At 46.6% G+C, this 15,651-nt stretch carries 23 protein-coding genes and 2 tRNA genes; 7 read left to right on the forward strand and 18 right to left on the reverse strand.

The features are described from left to right. Nucleotides 1-14: 14 nt before the first annotated feature. A complete protein-coding gene (locus VK497_03360) occupies nucleotides 15-698 on the reverse strand; it encodes a DUF4232 domain-containing protein (GenBank protein HMI09407.1) in 684 nt (227 codons plus the stop codon). A gap of 169 nt (nucleotides 699-867) precedes the next feature. Between VK497_03360 and purF the strand changes: the two genes are divergently transcribed. After that, complete coding sequence (purF, locus tag VK497_03365) at nucleotides 868-2,343, forward strand: amidophosphoribosyltransferase (GenBank protein HMI09408.1); 1,476 nt, start codon at nucleotides 868-870, stop codon at nucleotides 2,341-2,343. On the opposite strand, the gene VK497_03370 is transcribed toward purF, so the two are convergent. After that, nucleotides 2,297-3,106: an ABC transporter permease gene (locus tag VK497_03370; GenBank protein HMI09409.1), complete on the reverse strand. Its 810-nt coding sequence runs from the start codon at nucleotides 3,104-3,106 to the stop codon at nucleotides 2,297-2,299. The two genes, purF and VK497_03370, sit on opposite strands and share 47 nt — an antisense overlap. Further along, complete coding sequence (locus VK497_03375) at nucleotides 3,106-4,068, reverse strand: ATP-binding cassette domain-containing protein (protein ID HMI09410.1); 963 nt, start codon at nucleotides 4,066-4,068, stop codon at nucleotides 3,106-3,108. The genes VK497_03370 and VK497_03375 overlap by 1 nt, the downstream gene beginning before the upstream one ends. Before the next feature lie 95 nt (nucleotides 4,069-4,163). Here VK497_03375 and VK497_03380 point away from each other — a divergent pair, with 95 nt between their 5' ends. Then, nucleotides 4,164-4,571 (forward strand): hypothetical protein, encoded by a 408-nt coding sequence (locus tag VK497_03380; GenBank protein ID HMI09411.1) that lies wholly within the window; start codon nucleotides 4,164-4,166, stop codon nucleotides 4,569-4,571. Nucleotide 4,572: 1 nt separating this feature from the next. On the opposite strand, the gene VK497_03385 is transcribed toward VK497_03380, so the two are convergent. The 4 genes from VK497_03385 to VK497_03400 all read right to left on the reverse strand — a co-directional run bounded on the left by VK497_03385 (nucleotide 4,573) and on the right by VK497_03400 (nucleotide 6,197). Further along, entirely contained in the window at nucleotides 4,573-4,977 is a 405-nt protein-coding gene (locus tag VK497_03385) for a hypothetical protein (protein HMI09412.1), read from the reverse strand. Continuing rightward, on the reverse strand, nucleotides 4,977-5,516 hold the full coding sequence (locus VK497_03390; GenBank protein ID HMI09413.1) for an ImmA/IrrE family metallo-endopeptidase: 540 nt from the start codon (nucleotides 5,514-5,516) through the stop codon (nucleotides 4,977-4,979). The genes VK497_03385 and VK497_03390 overlap by 1 nt, the downstream gene beginning before the upstream one ends. 53 nt (nucleotides 5,517-5,569) lie before the next feature. Then, a complete protein-coding gene (locus VK497_03395; protein HMI09414.1) occupies nucleotides 5,570-5,971 on the reverse strand; it encodes a hypothetical protein in 402 nt (133 codons plus the stop codon). 76 nt (nucleotides 5,972-6,047) lie between these two features. Next, nucleotides 6,048-6,197 carry a hypothetical protein gene (locus VK497_03400; GenBank protein ID HMI09415.1) on the reverse strand — a complete coding sequence of 50 codons (150 nt, stop codon included), beginning with the start codon at nucleotides 6,195-6,197 and terminating at the stop codon, nucleotides 6,048-6,050. Between the two features lie 145 nt (nucleotides 6,198-6,342). Here VK497_03400 and VK497_03405 point away from each other — a divergent pair, with 145 nt between their 5' ends. The 3 genes from VK497_03405 to VK497_03415 are packed head-to-tail and all read left to right on the forward strand — an operon-like array spanning nucleotide 6,343 to nucleotide 8,737. Then, nucleotides 6,343-7,065, forward strand: a complete 723-nt coding sequence (locus tag VK497_03405; GenBank protein ID HMI09416.1) for a hypothetical protein — start codon at nucleotides 6,343-6,345, stop codon at nucleotides 7,063-7,065. Next, nucleotides 7,065-7,349, forward strand: a complete 285-nt coding sequence (locus tag VK497_03410) for an ATP cone domain-containing protein (protein ID HMI09417.1) — start codon at nucleotides 7,065-7,067, stop codon at nucleotides 7,347-7,349. Before VK497_03405 ends, VK497_03410 begins: the two co-directional genes overlap by 1 nt. Before the next feature lie 14 nt (nucleotides 7,350-7,363). Further along, nucleotides 7,364-8,737, forward strand: a complete 1,374-nt coding sequence (locus VK497_03415; GenBank protein HMI09418.1) for an NAD(P)/FAD-dependent oxidoreductase — start codon at nucleotides 7,364-7,366, stop codon at nucleotides 8,735-8,737. Here the strand turns inward: VK497_03415 and VK497_03420 are convergent. The 6 genes from VK497_03420 to VK497_03445 form a co-directional block, all read right to left on the reverse strand. Continuing rightward, nucleotides 8,734-9,153: an NUDIX hydrolase gene (locus VK497_03420; protein ID HMI09419.1), complete on the reverse strand. Its 420-nt coding sequence runs from the start codon at nucleotides 9,151-9,153 to the stop codon at nucleotides 8,734-8,736. The genes VK497_03415 and VK497_03420 overlap by 4 nt on opposite strands. A gap of 108 nt (nucleotides 9,154-9,261) precedes the next feature. Beyond that, nucleotides 9,262-9,339: transfer RNA gene (locus VK497_03425), tRNA-Met, on the reverse strand. Between the two features lie 28 nt (nucleotides 9,340-9,367). Beyond that, nucleotides 9,368-9,814, reverse strand: a complete 447-nt coding sequence (locus VK497_03430) for a hypothetical protein (protein ID HMI09420.1) — start codon at nucleotides 9,812-9,814, stop codon at nucleotides 9,368-9,370. Nucleotides 9,815-9,824: 10 nt separating this feature from the next. Then, nucleotides 9,825-9,900: transfer RNA gene (locus VK497_03435), tRNA-Ile, on the reverse strand. 137 nt (nucleotides 9,901-10,037) lie between these two features. Then, a complete protein-coding gene (locus VK497_03440; protein HMI09421.1) occupies nucleotides 10,038-10,256 on the reverse strand; it encodes a hypothetical protein in 219 nt (72 codons plus the stop codon). Between the two features lie 69 nt (nucleotides 10,257-10,325). Next, nucleotides 10,326-10,955: a hypothetical protein gene (locus VK497_03445; protein ID HMI09422.1), complete on the reverse strand. Its 630-nt coding sequence runs from the start codon at nucleotides 10,953-10,955 to the stop codon at nucleotides 10,326-10,328. A 79-nt stretch (nucleotides 10,956-11,034) separates the two neighbouring features. Between VK497_03445 and VK497_03450 the strand changes: the two genes are divergently transcribed. Further along, nucleotides 11,035-12,288: a Mur ligase domain-containing protein gene (locus VK497_03450; GenBank protein ID HMI09423.1), complete on the forward strand. Its 1,254-nt coding sequence runs from the start codon at nucleotides 11,035-11,037 to the stop codon at nucleotides 12,286-12,288. Here VK497_03450 and VK497_03455 read toward each other — a convergent pair. From VK497_03455 to VK497_03465, 3 genes are read right to left on the reverse strand one after another with little or no spacing between them, the layout of a single operon-like run. Beyond that, nucleotides 12,285-12,614 carry a nucleoside triphosphate pyrophosphohydrolase family protein gene (locus tag VK497_03455; GenBank protein ID HMI09424.1) on the reverse strand — a complete coding sequence of 110 codons (330 nt, stop codon included), beginning with the start codon at nucleotides 12,612-12,614 and terminating at the stop codon, nucleotides 12,285-12,287. The genes VK497_03450 and VK497_03455 overlap by 4 nt on opposite strands. Before the next feature lie 32 nt (nucleotides 12,615-12,646). Next, nucleotides 12,647-13,303: a tRNA (guanosine(46)-N7)-methyltransferase TrmB gene (gene trmB, locus VK497_03460; protein HMI09425.1), complete on the reverse strand. Its 657-nt coding sequence runs from the start codon at nucleotides 13,301-13,303 to the stop codon at nucleotides 12,647-12,649. Beyond that, nucleotides 13,300-13,851, reverse strand: a complete 552-nt coding sequence (locus VK497_03465) for an L-threonylcarbamoyladenylate synthase (protein HMI09426.1) — start codon at nucleotides 13,849-13,851, stop codon at nucleotides 13,300-13,302. Before VK497_03465 ends, trmB begins: the two co-directional genes overlap by 4 nt. 22 nt (nucleotides 13,852-13,873) lie before the next feature. Between VK497_03465 and VK497_03470 the strand changes: the two genes are divergently transcribed. Next, nucleotides 13,874-14,719, forward strand: a complete 846-nt coding sequence (locus VK497_03470; protein ID HMI09427.1) for a mechanosensitive ion channel family protein — start codon at nucleotides 13,874-13,876, stop codon at nucleotides 14,717-14,719. Here VK497_03470 and VK497_03475 read toward each other — a convergent pair whose 3' ends face one another. Further along, nucleotides 14,720-15,097, reverse strand: coding sequence for a hypothetical protein (locus VK497_03475; GenBank protein HMI09428.1), 378 nt, complete (start codon nucleotides 15,095-15,097; stop codon nucleotides 14,720-14,722). After that, nucleotides 15,094-15,636: a hypothetical protein gene (locus VK497_03480; protein ID HMI09429.1), complete on the reverse strand. Its 543-nt coding sequence runs from the start codon at nucleotides 15,634-15,636 to the stop codon at nucleotides 15,094-15,096. The genes VK497_03475 and VK497_03480 overlap by 4 nt, the downstream gene beginning before the upstream one ends. Nucleotides 15,637-15,651: the final 15 nt, after the last annotated feature.

A 15,651-nucleotide genomic window follows, 5' to 3' on the forward strand; every position in this document is an offset into this window, starting at 1 on the left:
AAAACTAGTGATTATTATTGTACTGGTGACGTTTCAAATCCTGGACACCATGCGGTGATCATTGGACTTGCGATGCTTAGGTAGCCAGTATCATTTGGCGGGTAAACACGAAGTTTGGTTGCGCCTGTTTTACATGTTCCTGGTTCGAAGTTACCTTGTTCAGAGTAAACGACTGTCGCCTTGGCTGTTTCTGCTGGTTTCAGCGTTAAAGTCTTTTCAGTGTAATTTTTGCTACGGTCGGCAGGAGAGCCGATTTGATTACCGTTATCATTTACTAGCGATACGCCCGGGAATCCAACTAACGTACAGGTTCGTTTGCCCGAGTTAGTCAGGACAAGTACTTGGTTAAGTGTACCCGCTCCACCACCATCACCGTTTGTCAGTGATAATGTTAGCTCGTCTGCGTTACAGGTTGTTTCGGTTGCTACTTTCGGCGGGGTTAATTCCTGCGCTGGACGGGTTTCTTTGGCTGGAGTTTTTTCTGCCTGTGCCGCAGCTAGTTTAGAATCGAAATCCGCTTTTTGGTCGTTTAACTCGTTCTGCTGCCACATATAGACGCCTGCGGCTGTCCCTGCCATAAGGACAAGGATCAAAAGAATTATTCCAAGTACCTTTCCGGCTTTTTTGCCCTTTTTAGGTGCTGGCTGAGATGGCGGTGGTGTATATTGCGTTGTCGTGTCTTCTTCATTCATATCCATATTTATTTTCTTCCTTCTTGCTATCCATCATAACCGAAAGTATTATGGACAACAATATTTTTTACATAAGTATTTTGGTGTTTCGTACAGTTTCGTGTGTTACTATGAAGGTAAAGAACCATAAGCGCGGGATTTGTTGGTCTATATGCGCATTAGGGAATAATTTATTTTGTCACAAGATTCTGTCCACGAGAAATGCGCGGTGTTTGGCACATTTGGCACTGGCGAAGAGGCTTCACGAACAACATTTTACGGACTATGGGCGCTCCAGCATAGGGGTCAGGAAAGCTCGGGTATTGTCAGCACTGACGGTGCCCTTTTTCATAAGCACTCGGCGTCCGGACTGGTAGCAAGCGTGTACCGCGAAGAAGACCTAGAACAGTTAGACGGGACAATCACCGTTGGCCACAACCGCTATTCAACATCAGGTTCGGCCGACGGCGCGCACAGCCAACCGGTATTACACAAACAAGCCGCCCTTGCCTTTGCGCACAATGGCAACTTGCCTAGTACTGAAAAGCTAGAAGAATTCCTGGACACCCGCGGCATTGCCCACGACAAGCTGAATGATTCCGAAATGATGGGTGAATCAATTGCCTGCCGCATGCTAGACAACGGACAAAGCCTAGAGGACGCAATAATTTCAAACTACCCCCTATTCACGGGGGCTTTTGCTTGCATCGCGATGACAACCGACAAGCTTGTGGCCTTTCGCGACGCATACGGCGTACGTCCACTAACGATTGGCAAGCTGGGCGATGGTTACGTCGTTTCGTCCGAAACCTGTGCGCTTGATACCGTTGGCGCCACGTTCGTCCGCGACGTTAAACCCGGCGAAGTCATCGTGATCGACGCCGATGGGTTACATTCATACCAAGCAGCACCTGGTACATTAAAACTAGATATTTTTGAGTTCGTTTACTTTGCGCGCCCCGACAGTATTATCGAAGGACGCAGCGTCAATAAAGTGCGCGAAAACATGGGCAAAGAACTTGCCATCGAATGTAAGATTGATGCTGATATTGTTGTCCCCGTCCCCGATTCTGCCATTCCGGCGGCACTAGGCTATTCACAAATAAGCGGTATTCCATTTGAAATGGCGCTCATTAAAAACCGCTACATTCACCGAACCTTTATTCGCCCGACAGCTAAACTACGCGAACAAGATTTGAAAATGAAATTAAACCCTATGCCCCATATTTTGCGTGGTAAGCGTGTTATTCTGATTGACGATTCGATTGTCCGCGGAACAACAACCCGCAAGATTGCTGGTATGCTGTACGAGGCTGGCGCCAAGGAAGTTCACATTTTAATTAGCTCACCTCCAGTTAAATACCCTGATTTTTATGGTATTGATTTGCCCGCCCAAGAAGATCTGATTGCCCACAACATGACGCCCGACCAAATCGGCGAACACCTCGGCGTTGATTCGCTTAATTACCTGTCGTACAACGGTATGATCCGTGCAACCGGCATGCCGTCGAGTGATTTTTCTACTGCCTGCTTTAACGGTATTTACCCGATTGATATCGGCAAACGCAAAGACGGCATCCAACGTGCCGCCTTTGAAATTCAGATTCCTGTCGAAGCTGCTGTTCCTAGCGAGCTGTCTGTCGACGGAAAAGCCACGATGCAACTGGCATAGCAACAACGAGTATGCCGATGCTCCATACAATTGATAGCCAGATGTGATTACCGGCTGGTAGTCCTAATAGTAATGCGCGCACTGCTTCGACGATATGAGTAATCGGCTGATTTTCAGCGAATGCTTTTAGAACCGGCGTCATGCTGTCGGCAGGAACAAACGCGCTACTGGCAAAGGTAAGAGGGAAGACAAGAACAAACGTTAACCACTGTACGCCTTCGACGCTTTTTGCCACCACGCCAACGATCGCAGCCAACCAAGAAAAGGCAAGTGTGAATAGGAGTAGAATTCCAGCAATCAGCAACCATTCGGAAAAGCTTGCACTTGATCGAAATCCGATGACAAGTCCCGCAAGTAGCATCACGACCGTTGAGATACTGTTACGGAAAAGGTCAGAAATAACATGGCCGTTTAGTACGGCTAGGTTTGACATTGGTAATGACCTAAACCGGTCAACAATTCCCTTTTGTAAATCGTTACAGACCGCAATCGCTGTGGTTGTCGAGCCAAAGGCTACCGTTTGTACGATAATACCCGCCATTAGGAAATTCAGATACGAAACCCCCGGTGGCAGCGCTGATGAAATTGCCCCGCCAAATACTGCGGCAAATAACACCAAAAACATAATTGGCTGAAAGAACGTTCCAAGCAACTGGTCGGTATTACGAATAATATGCGTGCTACTACGCTTGATCATAATGAGCGAGTCTATAAAGCCAAGAACAATTTTAGGCTTTTGTTGGAATTCTAATTTAACAGCCATTACTTCTTACCTTCCTTTTTCGTCTGTGTTTGCTTACCTGTCAGCGACAAGAATACATCGTCTAGTGTTGGTTTATGCACCGCCATAGATTCAAGCTTGATCTTTTTATCCGCTAGGATATCAAGCATCTTTCGAACGTCGGCGTTTGTATCCGCAATAACCGTTGTAAGCGAGTAATCTTTTTCGTTTGTATCAACGACCGCTTTCCCTAGCGCTTTTTTAGCTTCATCAAGTGTTTCAGTGTCCTTGAACATAAGTTCCAGACGGTCCTGCCCAACCTTGCTTTTCAGCTGAGCCGCTGTTCCCTCTGCGATTACCTTACCGCCGTCGATCACGATAATATTATCAGCCAGCTGATCAGCTTCATCAAGGTACTGTGTTGTCAGTAGGATAGTTGTTCCGTTCGCCATCAGCTTTTTGATAATCGCCCACATAGCCAGGCGTGAACGCGGGTCAAGCCCAGTTGTTGGTTCATCCAAGAAGATCACTGGGGGAGTGGCAATCAGGCTAACCGCTAGGTCAAGCCGGCGGCGCATACCACCGGAATATGTTTTCGCTGGGCGATCAGCTGCCTTAACTAAATCAAATTCTTCTAGCAATTCATCAGCCCTAGCTTTGGCACTTTCTTTGGTTAATCGGTACAACTTGCCCATCATAACCAAGTTTTCGCGGCCAGTTAGTAGTTCGTCGATTGCTGCGGATTGACCAGTCAGGCCGATCACGCTTCGCACTTTGTCGGCATCACGTGTCACGTCAAATCCTTCGACCGCAACCGATCCGCCGTCATATTTTAAAAGCGTGCTTAAAATACGAACCGTTGTCGTTTTGCCCGCACCGTTTGGACCAAGTAGCGCCAGCATCGTGCCGCGTTCGACTTTTAGGTCAATTCCCTTTAGTACATCGTTCGATCCATAAGATTTGGTCAATCCTTCTGCGACGATGACGTAATCTTTTTGTGTCATTCATTTCCCCAAAATTAGTAATAACGTGTGCTGCTATTTTAGCATATGCACCCCTATGGATGGTAAAATAAAGATAAGGAGAAGTAAAATTTATTATGACTCACCCTACTAATGACGAATTTACAGGTGTATGGCGTAGCCGCTATTGGCATCCTAGTAACGACCATGATGGCAAAGACATAAGCGAGTACCAGATGGACGCTCATCTCAAAGGCAACCGGCTGACAATGACGAGCCTTCCTACGAAAGACGGCTCATACATGAGCCTTAAGCTGACCATCGATGACGGCCTTGCAACTGGCGCATGGCAAGAATCAACCGCGCCTTTAGGTGAATTTAAAGGCATGGTGTATTCGGGCGCAATGCAACTGATCATCTCGGATGATGGCAAGCAAATGGACGGTAAGTGGGTAGGCGTAGGCCGTGAAAAGCTGGATGATGGCACTTACGAAGCCCGGATCTACACCGGAAAATGGCATCTGGAACGAGCTCCACGGGTTTAGGCTATTTGCCTGGAAAAAGGTTCTTGACTGCGATAATTAACATCGCGGCAATCTGACTGAGTGTTCCAGCAATAACAAGCCGGAAACTCCATTCTTCCAGATGAAATCCCCATGCGGAAAAACCCTGGAAAAACGCTAGGCAAAAAATAACAGCCGTTTCAGCAGTTAAGAAATAAAACAGAATCCGAAGTGTTGTTTCTTTTAACTTCTGATCCTTTTCAATATTGTCGTTTTCGATCTGCTGCTTGCGAATCTTCTGGTCAAGCGTTTTGAGCGGCAAGGCAGGGGAGGGAGGTGAGGTAAATTGTTCGTCACCGGCTAGGTCTGCCCTGGCCTGATTAATCGTTTGCTGTAGTTCCTTGACAGCACGCTTTGTTTCCTGTTCCCTTTGCTGGTACGTTGCCATTACACAAGCCCTAATTTCTCTAGCCTGATTGCCATCGCCACAATCGATACCTCAAACGCATCAGCACATTTATTAACATCGTGCGTTAGTTCCCAAAATTGGCGAACCTTATCTTCTGGCATCAAAAGAACAGCCGCAAAGTTATTCGCTTCACGTTCCTTTTGAATACTGTCCGCTTCTTTTGGCGCTTCGTCAGGCCGAAGCAACATCCCTTCGCTATCTAAAACATTTGAATAATCCACGAGGCCAGTCTGCGCGTTATCGACGAGCCACTTCCGGTGCAAAAAATAATGTCCGAATTCATGGGCTGCGGTAAAATTCTGCCGAACCACGGGCTTGTTTTTATTTATAGCAATTGAAAATTCACCGTCTTGAAAAAAGATTGCACCCGATACTTCGTCAGGCATATTATCCAGATAAAATATGCTTAGTTCGTCGATTTTGTTTACAGTGGCCAGAAAAGGGAAAGGGACTATACCCGAAGGGTTATACTCGGCAGCGACGAGGATTGCTTTTTCTTGTGCGTCCCTAATACTCATATCCCCTCTAGTATATCTACTGAGGAGGATTTTATCTAGATCAGTTACCTATCTTAAGCGTCCGCCCGGTTACTGGTGAGCGTAAATAATCTACCCAGTCCCCAGGCGACAAGTCCGTAAATGACAATCGCTACCAGGCTGCTGATTTCAAATACGGACTGGCCGTAACTTGGTTCGTAACTGAAAATCCCGTAAAAGGGCCAGGCAAAAAAACCGCCGACGTTGTAAATAAAGTCGACGAAAGGTGACCCCTGGTTGGCGGCAAGCAACAGAAAGACCATCCGAAGTGCCAAAAAGGCAATAATAATTCCAGCAATATAATAGATTATGCGTCGCACAATAACTTTGCCGTCAACGCCACGGGCTGTTTCTACGGTTTGACGCCGTATGTTCGTGTCCCCTTGCACTTCGTTTGTTTCACGAACTTCAGTAGTTTGTTGGTCTCGATCATCCATGTCAATCCCCTCCATTACTTATACTTCTAGCGTAGCACAAATTGGTAATGTTAAAGATTTAGTAGAATAGCATGATTTATTCAATTTCGGTGTCGTCAGGAAGATTTGCGTGGTGGCTATTGATGAAAGCTCGGAGTTCTTCGGTTGTTCGTGGGCGATTCCACGTTGCCAAATCCAAGATATCACTAACGGTTACCGCTTCGACATCGGCTGCTTGCATATCCATTTTCTTTGCGTCCTTTTTGTTTTTAGTTTCTTATAGTCTTATTTAAGCATAAACTGTTTAAAAAAGCAATACCTTACAGGAAGATTTTTGACCATTATAGGACGCTTATGTTATAAATAGGGACAGAGGTAAACAAAAAATAAACATGGACATCATAAGTTCTCTCGCTATTGTCGCCTTTGCCGCCCTTATTCACGCTAGTTTTCAACTGAGCGTTAGCGTACTCACGCTGATGAGCGGGCACGCGATTGGCGCCAAAACCGCGCACACTAAACTCCTTCGGTTAACGAACGGGTTTTTACTTGGCGTGCTTCTGATGACAATGCTTCTGGTAGCATTTATTTGCTTTGTCCTGCAAAGCAGCTTTGGCAGCCACGTTCCTTATGTTGTCTGGGCAGTCGCTTGCGGACTTCTTCTGGGGCTTGGTGTCGCCGTTTGGGCATTTTACTACCGGAAAGAGAAGGGGACTAGTCTATGGCTTCCCCGCGGTCTTGCCCGTTATTTAGGCGAGAGAGCAAAAGCAACTAAACAAAGTGGAGAGGCGTTTGGTTTAGGGCTTAGTAGCGTCATTGCGGAATTCATCTTTATCCTTGCCCCAATGGTGGTTGCCAGCCTGGTACTTATCCAACTTGAACCTATGTGGCAATTACTGGGAATTGGCCTGTATACAATCATTTCCCTGCTTTCCCTGCTAGTCGTTAACGCCCTGATCGGAAGCGGTCACCGCCTAAGCGGAATCCAACGATGGCGCGAAGACAACAAAAGGTTTTTGCAATTCGCGAGTGGAAGCGGCCTATTGATCCTTGGATTTTACGTGTACGTTGACCAAATTGTCACTGCTACCGTTACTGCCCACGGAGGTTTTTAATGACAAACCCTCCTTCCATCATCAAACGCGAAGGCAAACGCCCCAGCGAGCAGTTTGAGCGCAGCAAGCTTCACAGCAGCGTTAGGGCAGCATGCCTGAGCGTTCGTAGCCCAGAGGGTGAAGCCGAAACAATTGCTAAGAATGTCAGTGAAGCCGTTATTGCCTGGTTAGAGACAAAGCCCGAAGTGACAAGCGCCGATCTTCGCCGCAAAGCCACTGCCGTCCTGACATCATTCCATCCAGAAGCTGCATATTTATATAAACATCATCGCTTGATCATATAAGGAGACCTACGGGTATGGCTAAAAAAGTAACATTCGACTTTGATCTCATTGTCATCGGCAGCGGTGCAGGGGGAAGTGCCGCAGCAACTATTGCGGCGCGCGAAGGCAAAAAAGTAGCAATTATCGAAGCTGATACCTTTGGCGGCGACTCGCCTAACTGGAGTGACGTCCCAACCAAAGCCCTGCTTCACGTCGCGCAGCTTTACGACGAAGCTCGTCACGGCGCACGTTTCGGCCTGCGTTCGGCCACGCTTGGCTACAACTACCCTTCTTTACGTGCCTGGAAAGATCTAGCCGTCAAACGAACTGGTGCTGGTGGCAACCGTAAATATTACGAAAACGAAAATATCACAACCCTACAAGGAACAGCTCACTTTTTATCTCCTCATGAAATAAGCGTTAATCGGCATCACCTTTCTGCCGAGAAGTTTTTGGTCGCGACTGGATCACATTGGGTCGCACCTAATATTCAGGGCCTAAAAGACGTCCCCCACCTTACTCCACGAACTATTCTAGAGGCCATGCGCCCACCTAAAAGCCTGTACGTGATTGGTGGCGGCACGATCGGCGTTGAAATTGCACAGCTAATGGCTATTTTCGGCACAAAAGTATATATTGCCGAGATTGCCTCTCGCCTATTACCCCGTGAAGATGAAGAAGTCGGCATACTCATGGAACGCCTATTAAAAGAACAAAAGGGCGTGACAACTCTTACCCAGACCCGAACCCTTGCTGTTGTCAAAGACGGTATTGGCAAACGTGTCACCTACACCCGTGGAGGCGTCGAGAAATCAGTTCGCGTCGACGAAGTGCTTATTGCCACCGGCCGTGTACCTACCGTCGACCTGGGGCTTGAAAACGCCAGTGTGACATATACGCCGAAAGGTATTGAAGTTGACGCAAATCTACAAACCAGTGCCAGGCATATCTTTGCCGCTGGCGACGTACTCGGTCATAACTCACACACACATACCGCGCTACTCGAAAGCCGCGTGGCTGCTAACAACATCTTGCACAAGACAAAGATTGCTCCAAATTATACTGCAACGACACGTGTTACCTTTACCCACCCAGGGATTGCATCTGTTGGCCTATCCGAAGACGACTGTCTAAAGCGAGACCTGGCTATCAACAAAGCCGTTGCGCCGCTTAACATCGTGGCCCGTAGCAACACGTCAGATTTTCGTGACGGGTTTGTAAAACTTATCACAAACAAGCATGGTGTCATACTTGGAGGCACAGTTGTAGCGCCTCACGCAGCCGAGATTATTCACGAAATTGCTTTAGCGGTTAAGCACGAGCTAACCGCAGCGGACCTTGCAGATACGCCACATGCGTTCCTCAGCTGGAGTGAAGCAGTGCGAGTAGCAGCTGCCAAGCTTAGTTAGTTGATTTCCGTGCCCATATCAACACAGAATTTATAGATCAAGCGTTCACTAAGCTTGTCGCTGTCTTTAAATATATGCGGATTAGTAAATGCTATTTCGCTTGCATCGGGGCCTATGCCAAAGTCGTCTGTTTCAGTTCGGACATTGTACACAACCCATAATCCCCATGTTTCATATTTCGGAATAAAAAATGTTTGTACGCCAATTAACGAGGCGCTAAAATTACCTTCATATGCAATCTCTTCGACAAGTTCGCGACGCAGGCCTTCTGTGTCTGATTCTCCATGATCAACTCCGCCACCAGGCAGGTCCCAGTTATCGCTTTTTTCTTTGACGACAAGTACTTCGCCTTTTTCATTGCGAATAACAGCCTTTAAAGACACTCTGTAGATAGGGGTGGGGTATTTTCCGGACATGAGAGATATTATAACATATTTATTGAGGTAGAATGGCGACTAGGGCGTTAGATTCGGAATCTGCGCGATAACCAAGAAAAATAGCTATCTTGCGATAGCTATTTTTCTTGGTTGCGGGGGTAGGATTCGAACCTACGACCTTGTGGTTATGAGCCACACGAGCTGACCAGACTGCTCCACCCCGCGGCACTTGGTTAATGATAACAGATGTGGGTTAGTTTCGCAAGCCCTTATGGTTGCCTCCAAAAAGGAAATTGGTCCACTGCTCTATGTTGCTTGGCGGCTGTTGTTTTTTGGCGGTTGTCTTGGGCGTAGCGGCAGTAACACTTTTTGCTGCAGCTGTGTTAGGAGGCAAAATCAGCACTTTCTCGCCTGGTGAGACTAGCCCTAGATATTTCCTGGCGGAAATTTCTTTAAACTCGCTGCTTTGGTAGTATTTTTGTTCGTAAGTAAGAGCCTGTGTTTCTAGTTCGGCCAGTTTTTCCTGACGGGTTTTAGCATCTAATTCTTTTTGCAGACCGTAATTACGCTGCATCATACCAATTGATCCCCACGCCCAGCTAGCGCCAATAATCAGGGCAACAGCTATTACAACATTATTCATCGTTAGATAACGATGACGCAGATGATAGTAAAATTTCCGGATGTTTATTTTTTTCATAATTTCCTCGTGGTGGGGGCGGATGGAATCGAACCATCTACCAAGTGGTTATGAGCCGCCTGCTCTAACCGATGAGCTACGCCCCCGTCTGTGGTATTATATCGCAAAACCACCCCTATGGGAATCAAAAAAGCCCCTAGGACGATTTGCGCGTCTTTTGGGGCTAGTTTGGCACCTGTTTGTTTGATACTACTGTATCATCAAACGTGCTTGTGTTTCAAGATTATTTTTGGTCAGTCTTGATCTTGCTAATTGTAAGGAAACCGTTACGTGGGTTTTCTTTAACTTCGCGATCTTCTGGAAGATCGGTTGGTTCACCCTTAGCGTTTTTCTCTACTTTAGCGAAAAAGTAAATTGTTTGTGGCTTACCACCGCGCAGTGTGACATCAGTCTTGTGCAAGTAGTAAGTAATACCCTTCGAGTTAGTGTGCTTGTAAGCCATAAGTTCTTATACCTCCTATTAGCGTCTTACTTTGCTAGAGTACCGTCTCGGACGCACGGTGTCAACTATTTAAATACCCCTGTAGTGCTGTTTTAATAGCAATCTGAGGACACCGAGGCTAATCAGGCGAACGGCAATAACGATGATAATGGCCACGCAGACCAAAACAGACCAGCCTGCAAAATCAGGTGACCAAAGGGGCGAAGCGAAGTTTTGACGGTACAGGTCGGTACTTGGTAGCGTCACGTTCTGCACAGGGTCAGGAGAAGGGGGAAATTTGGCTAACTCATCTGCAAAACACTGTACGTATGCCGGTGACCACGCAGTATATTGAGGCTTACACACGGCGTCAGCTTTGACGTTCACGTTACCGTTTGGATTGCCGACATTCTTAGCAGCATCAACAACTTTTTGCACGTCACGCCGGTATTGCTGCTCCAGGTAAAAGACGCCTGTGTCCGCATTCATATGGCTAATCGTATATTGTTGTAAATCATACAATCGATTAGTCATATCGGACGTATTGCCGTACTTGTCAGCAGTAATCACCGCCTCTTTTCGCTGCATCATCCCGATGTTATTAAGCCTTAAGAATGTTGCCGCAATGAAGCCCACAAGAAGAAGCACGACAAGTAACTGCCACGTTTTGATACGCTGCAGTCGTCTAATGCTCTTTTTTACTTGTCTTTTGTCTGCCACGTAAGAAATATCCCACCTCTTGCTACTCTTTTTATTGTAGCATGAGCGTTACTCCTTGGCACGATGATATACTAACAATATGAACATCTATTTCTCGGGAATTGGGGGCGTAGGCATAGGACCACTTGCAGAGATAGCATATGATGCCGGATATCAGGTGCAAGGATCAGATGCCACCGGAGGGCTTGTCACGCATAAGCTACAGGAACGAGGTATTGCCGTTTCTTTTAACCAAGACGGCACGTTCCTTCGTACATGTCATAGTGATCGTCCCATAGATTGGTTCGTTCACACTGCCGCCCTCCCTTTTGATCACCCGGAATTGATCTTGGCGCGAGAATTAGGCATTAAAACGACAAAGCGTGACGAGTTACTTGCACGCATAATCAGCGAGAAGCAGTTAAAACTTATCGCTGTCGCTGGTACGCATGGTAAAACAACGACCACAGGCATGCTTGTTTGGATCATGAAAGAGCTTGGAATCCCCGTTAGTTATTCCGTTGGCACAACACTCAGTTTTGGCCCAAGCGGCAAGTTTGATCCCAACAGTGAATATTTCATCTATGAGTGTGATGAGTTTGACCGCAATTTATTACACTTCTCGCCTTTCTTGTCACTTATCACCTCGCTAGACTATGACCACCCAGATACGTACAAAACAGAATCTGACTATATGGATGCTTTTCGTCAGTTCATCAACCAGTCGGATATGGCAATTATGTGGCAGCAAGACGGCACAAAAATTCAGGCAACGGTAGACGACGGATGGATATTACGCGCTGATGAAGTTATGGACTTAAAACTTCCAGGTGCGCACTATCGTCGTAATGGTACGCTTGTCATAAAATCCCTGGAATACCTAAGAATCAGTGACGTTAAATCGGTCACGGATATTTTGAATAGTTTCCCAGGAACTGATCGTAGGTTTGAACGCCTAGCCGACAATCTATACACTGACTACGGCCACCATCCGGCCGAGATCGCTGCCAACCTGCAGCTCGCCCGTGAGGTGTCTGACCATATTGTCCTCGTATATCAGCCTCATCAGAACGTACGCCAGCACGAAGTCAGAAATGACTACACAGACTGTTTTACGCTAGCCGACGAGATATACTGGGTTCCTACCTATCTTTCCCGCGAAGATCCTACCCTACCTATTCTGACACCTGAAGAGTTAACGCAAAATATCGCAAATAAAGATGCGGTTCATATTGCCGAACTTGACGACGAGTTATGGGATACAATCAATGCCGCCCGCAGGTCAGGCAAGCTAGTACTGGCGATGGGTGCCGGTAGCATTGATGGATGGCTACGGTCTAAGCTGACCGTTTAGCGGTTGTCGCCGCTTCCCCTTAGCACACCGCGTTCTTTACGGCTCGCGAGTTTTGCGATATTTTTTTCAGCAATTTCCTCAAGAGGAATATCAAAGTGGTCCGCGAGAACCGCTACGTACCACATGACATCACCTAATTCTTTTTTTAGATCTTCAACGTCGATTGCAGCCATAAAATCATCGTTATCTCGGACGACTTTTTTAACCTTTTCGGCGATCTCACCTGTTTCGCCAACAAGGCCTAAAACGAGGTGAAAAAATTCGTTCTTTTTGTCACGCGGGGCTGCGGTTCGAAGGGCTGCGGTTTGGTAGTCATTTAAATTCATACCTTTATTGTACCGACCAAACACGCAATTTACTATTTTCGCGGGGGAGATGCCTTGACGAAATGAATCGGTAGCCCTTCACCTACAAAGCGCTTTTCGTAGGTAGTCATTATTTTATAGGTATCATCCAGATCAGAATCATGCAAATCAAAACCGAGTTCTTCAAGTTGCCATCCCTGCCCAACTAACTGTTCTAAACTCCACTGAAACAGGTTGGTAGCGTCCGTTTTAAAATATAGTTTTCCGGCTGCCTCAAGAAGCTTCTCGTATATTTCTAAAAACCTTGGGTGAGTTAACCGGTGTTTCGAACTTCGATCTTTCGGAAATGGGTCAGGAAAGGTAATCCATACGGCATCTAATGTATCCGCAGGGAAAAAGTCTTGCAGTAAATCGGCACGACCGCGCAAAAAACGTACGTTAGATAGATTTTCCTCGTTGGCTAGCTTTGCTCCTGTTTGCAACCGGTCGGCTTTGACATCGCACGCGACAATTTGCTTATATGGCATGTCTCTCGCTAGCGCAACACCAAAAAGTCCAGTCCCTGCACCTATTTCAAGGATATTAGCCTGGGGTTCGTCTTGCCACTGCTCGGCTTCAAAGCAAAGTGACGAATTAGCAAATAGCGCAAATCTATACTTTTTGCGCTTTCTTGTAATAATAAACTCATCGGGATCTACGTTCCCGCTCACCGAAGGCGCTCCATAGTAGATCCTGCAAACGTATAAAGGCGCGATGGCGTATCGTCAGTCACCGTACCGCCATCTACATAAAAATCCACGCTATCGCCAAAGTACCCTTTGGCTTCGTCAATATTCATAGCGGGCGGAAGCCCTTCGGGATTAGCACTTGGTGCAACGAGAGGGCCTGTTTTATCAATAAGATCACGAAGTCTTTCATCATCAGGCAACCTATACGCCACCGAGCTTTTACCTCGAGTTATCCAATCAGGCGCACGATGGGACGGCAGAATGATACTGTTTTTGCCAGGCCAAAGACCGACAAGGCGGTCGCTGATGGACGCATCTATACCATCAAATAGTTGGTCTAGGCGACTGATCATTACGATTGGCGACTTATCATAGGTACGGTGTTTCACCGCAAAAACTCGCTCAACGGCCACGTCATTATTCGCCACAGCCACCAATCCATACAGCGTGTCCGTTCTTACAACGCCAATACCGCCCTTCTTTAGAAGAAGGACAATGTTTTCGTCGAAACTATCAGAATACACAGGCATTGCACATGATATACTACCACATATGGATATGGTTCAAAAATGGATTGCTGATAATGGCGTTGATGCACTTATTATCATCCTTGTTACAACTCTATTCTATATAGCGGGTAACTTTTTAGTAGGACGCGTTGTCAGACGTGCCGTACGCGTTCAAGGACGAGGTCGTGAATGGCATCGAAAAGACATTGAAAAGCGAGAAAAGACGCTTGTTGGCCCTTTTATGGTCATTTGGCGTGTCGTTATTATCACGATTGCCGCATTTGTTTTTATCAAAGCACTTCTGCCATCAACCGACCTGGCACCGTTATTTGCCAGTGCGGGAATTATTGGCGTCGCGCTTGGATTTGGGGCGCAATCACTCGTTAAAGATTTTTTGTCGGGGATTTTTATTATTTCCGAAAATCAATACCGCGTCGGTGATATTATCGACATCGAAGGAGCTAGCGGTACGGTAGAGCGCATCGGCAGCCGTTCGACCGTGCTTCGTGACGCGGATGGAAACGTGCATTATTTTCCTAATGGTATGGTCCAACATGTCATCAACAAAACAATGGGATACAGTATGGCCAGGTTTTCTATTACCGTTGCCCCATCGGCTGACCTTGAACATGTTATCGAACTGATTAACCTAGCAGGTGAAAAACTAGCCAGTGAGGAAAAATGGCAGCCAAAAATCATCGAGGCTCCATCATTTGTATCCGTTGGAGAGTTCACCTCAACTACTGTCAGCTTGCTTATCTCTGGTAAAACACAGCCGTCGGATCAATGGTCCGTTGCCGCTGAGATGCGTCGTCGCTTACTCGAGACATTCGAGAAAAAGGGTATTGAACTTGGCACTACCCTTCCCGCAGCACCACCTAGAAAATAATTACTGGTTCTCGGCTGTAGGCGTGTCAATTGATAGCGCTTGGTCGTTCATAACATCGCCACTAAATCCATCAACGGCCGTTACTTGTTTTACTTGTTTATCGTATAACGTTCGGAATTGATTAAGAGCTGATTGATCAAGCGTTCCTGTTGAAGGAAAGCTATTGAAGTCATTTGACTGCGAAGCTTGTTCGCGCACGGACTGAAAACCAGGCCGGCTCAGATCGAGTTGGGCCGTGCCACTGCTGTTATATAACGCCAGAGATATGCCAACCAAAAATAAAGCGATAATAATCGTAAAACCAATCAGCAACATGAATCGATGCTGCTGCCAACGGCTAAGAGTCGCGCCTTCGGCTACAAGTTGTTCTTCGCTCACTCTGTAACCCCCTTTGGTATAGTCTTAGCCAAAGCTTCGAATTCCTCTTTGTATCTTTGAATAATATCTTTGAGATTTACGGTATTTTCATGCACTACGAGGCGCTTTGCCCGTGCATCATTTACATTATCGTAAAATGCGACTGGCTGGTTGGTACAGTTAATCTTTAGCGCCTGAGACATTGCTTCCTCATACGACTTATAGTTAGCTCTAAATGCCATCAGTTCACGCTCGTAACCCGCTGCTGCGGAACTTAGCTTCGTAACGTCAAAACGATTAAGCGTGGCGCGGCTATTAAACGGCGTCATCAATTTCGTAGAGATCGATTCGTATAGTTGTCCCCTGTTAACACGCAGGAGCGCATCGCTCGTATGTAACTGGCTAAGTGTCGACTGTGCTTCAATACAGTTGCTTCGAATGCGTGCGATGTGTTCTTCTGTCATAAGTCCGTCACTTTGTGCGTATACTGCCGAATGCAAAAACAGCACACCAGATAAAGTGACGATTCCGACTGAAATAAAGATGAGGGAACGTTTCATGCTTCTCTATTATCA

Source organism: Candidatus Saccharimonadales bacterium (assembly GCA_035317825.1).
Classification (GTDB): Bacteria; Patescibacteriota; Saccharimonadia; order Saccharimonadales; family Saccharimonadaceae; genus DATHGB01.

Bases quoted from the DNA above. Each gene is read 5' to 3' on its own strand.
- VK497_03360 (HMI09407.1), bottom strand. From the start codon at position 698: ATGGATATGAATGAAGAAGACACGACAACGCAATATACACCACCGCCA.
- VK497_03370 (HMI09409.1), bottom strand. From the start codon at position 3,106: ATGGCTGTTAAATTAGAATTCCAACAAAAGCCTAAAATTGTTCTTGGC.
- VK497_03375 (HMI09410.1), bottom strand. From the start codon at position 4,068: ATGACACAAAAAGATTACGTCATCGTCGCAGAAGGATTGACCAAATCT.
- VK497_03380 (HMI09411.1), top strand. From the start codon at position 4,164: ATGACTCACCCTACTAATGACGAATTTACAGGTGTATGGCGTAGCCGC.
- VK497_03385 (HMI09412.1), bottom strand. From the start codon at position 4,977: ATGGCAACGTACCAGCAAAGGGAACAGGAAACAAAGCGTGCTGTCAAG.
- VK497_03390 (HMI09413.1), bottom strand. From the start codon at position 5,516: ATGAGTATTAGGGACGCACAAGAAAAAGCAATCCTCGTCGCTGCCGAG.
- VK497_03395 (HMI09414.1), bottom strand. From the start codon at position 5,971: ATGGATGATCGAGACCAACAAACTACTGAAGTTCGTGAAACAAACGAA.
- VK497_03400 (HMI09415.1), bottom strand. From the start codon at position 6,197: ATGGATATGCAAGCAGCCGATGTCGAAGCGGTAACCGTTAGTGATATC.
- VK497_03405 (HMI09416.1), top strand. From the start codon at position 6,343: ATGGACATCATAAGTTCTCTCGCTATTGTCGCCTTTGCCGCCCTTATT.
- VK497_03410 (HMI09417.1), top strand. From the start codon at position 7,065: ATGACAAACCCTCCTTCCATCATCAAACGCGAAGGCAAACGCCCCAGC.
- VK497_03415 (HMI09418.1), top strand. From the start codon at position 7,364: ATGGCTAAAAAAGTAACATTCGACTTTGATCTCATTGTCATCGGCAGC.
- VK497_03420 (HMI09419.1), bottom strand. From the start codon at position 9,153: ATGTCCGGAAAATACCCCACCCCTATCTACAGAGTGTCTTTAAAGGCT.
- VK497_03430 (HMI09420.1), bottom strand. From the start codon at position 9,814: ATGAAAAAAATAAACATCCGGAAATTTTACTATCATCTGCGTCATCGT.
- VK497_03440 (HMI09421.1), bottom strand. From the start codon at position 10,256: ATGGCTTACAAGCACACTAACTCGAAGGGTATTACTTACTACTTGCAC.
- VK497_03450 (HMI09423.1), top strand. From the start codon at position 11,035: ATGAACATCTATTTCTCGGGAATTGGGGGCGTAGGCATAGGACCACTT.
- VK497_03455 (HMI09424.1), bottom strand. From the start codon at position 12,614: ATGAATTTAAATGACTACCAAACCGCAGCCCTTCGAACCGCAGCCCCG.
- VK497_03465 (HMI09426.1), bottom strand. From the start codon at position 13,851: ATGCCTGTGTATTCTGATAGTTTCGACGAAAACATTGTCCTTCTTCTA.
- VK497_03470 (HMI09427.1), top strand. From the start codon at position 13,874: ATGGATATGGTTCAAAAATGGATTGCTGATAATGGCGTTGATGCACTT.
- VK497_03480 (HMI09429.1), bottom strand. From the start codon at position 15,636: ATGAAACGTTCCCTCATCTTTATTTCAGTCGGAATCGTCACTTTATCT.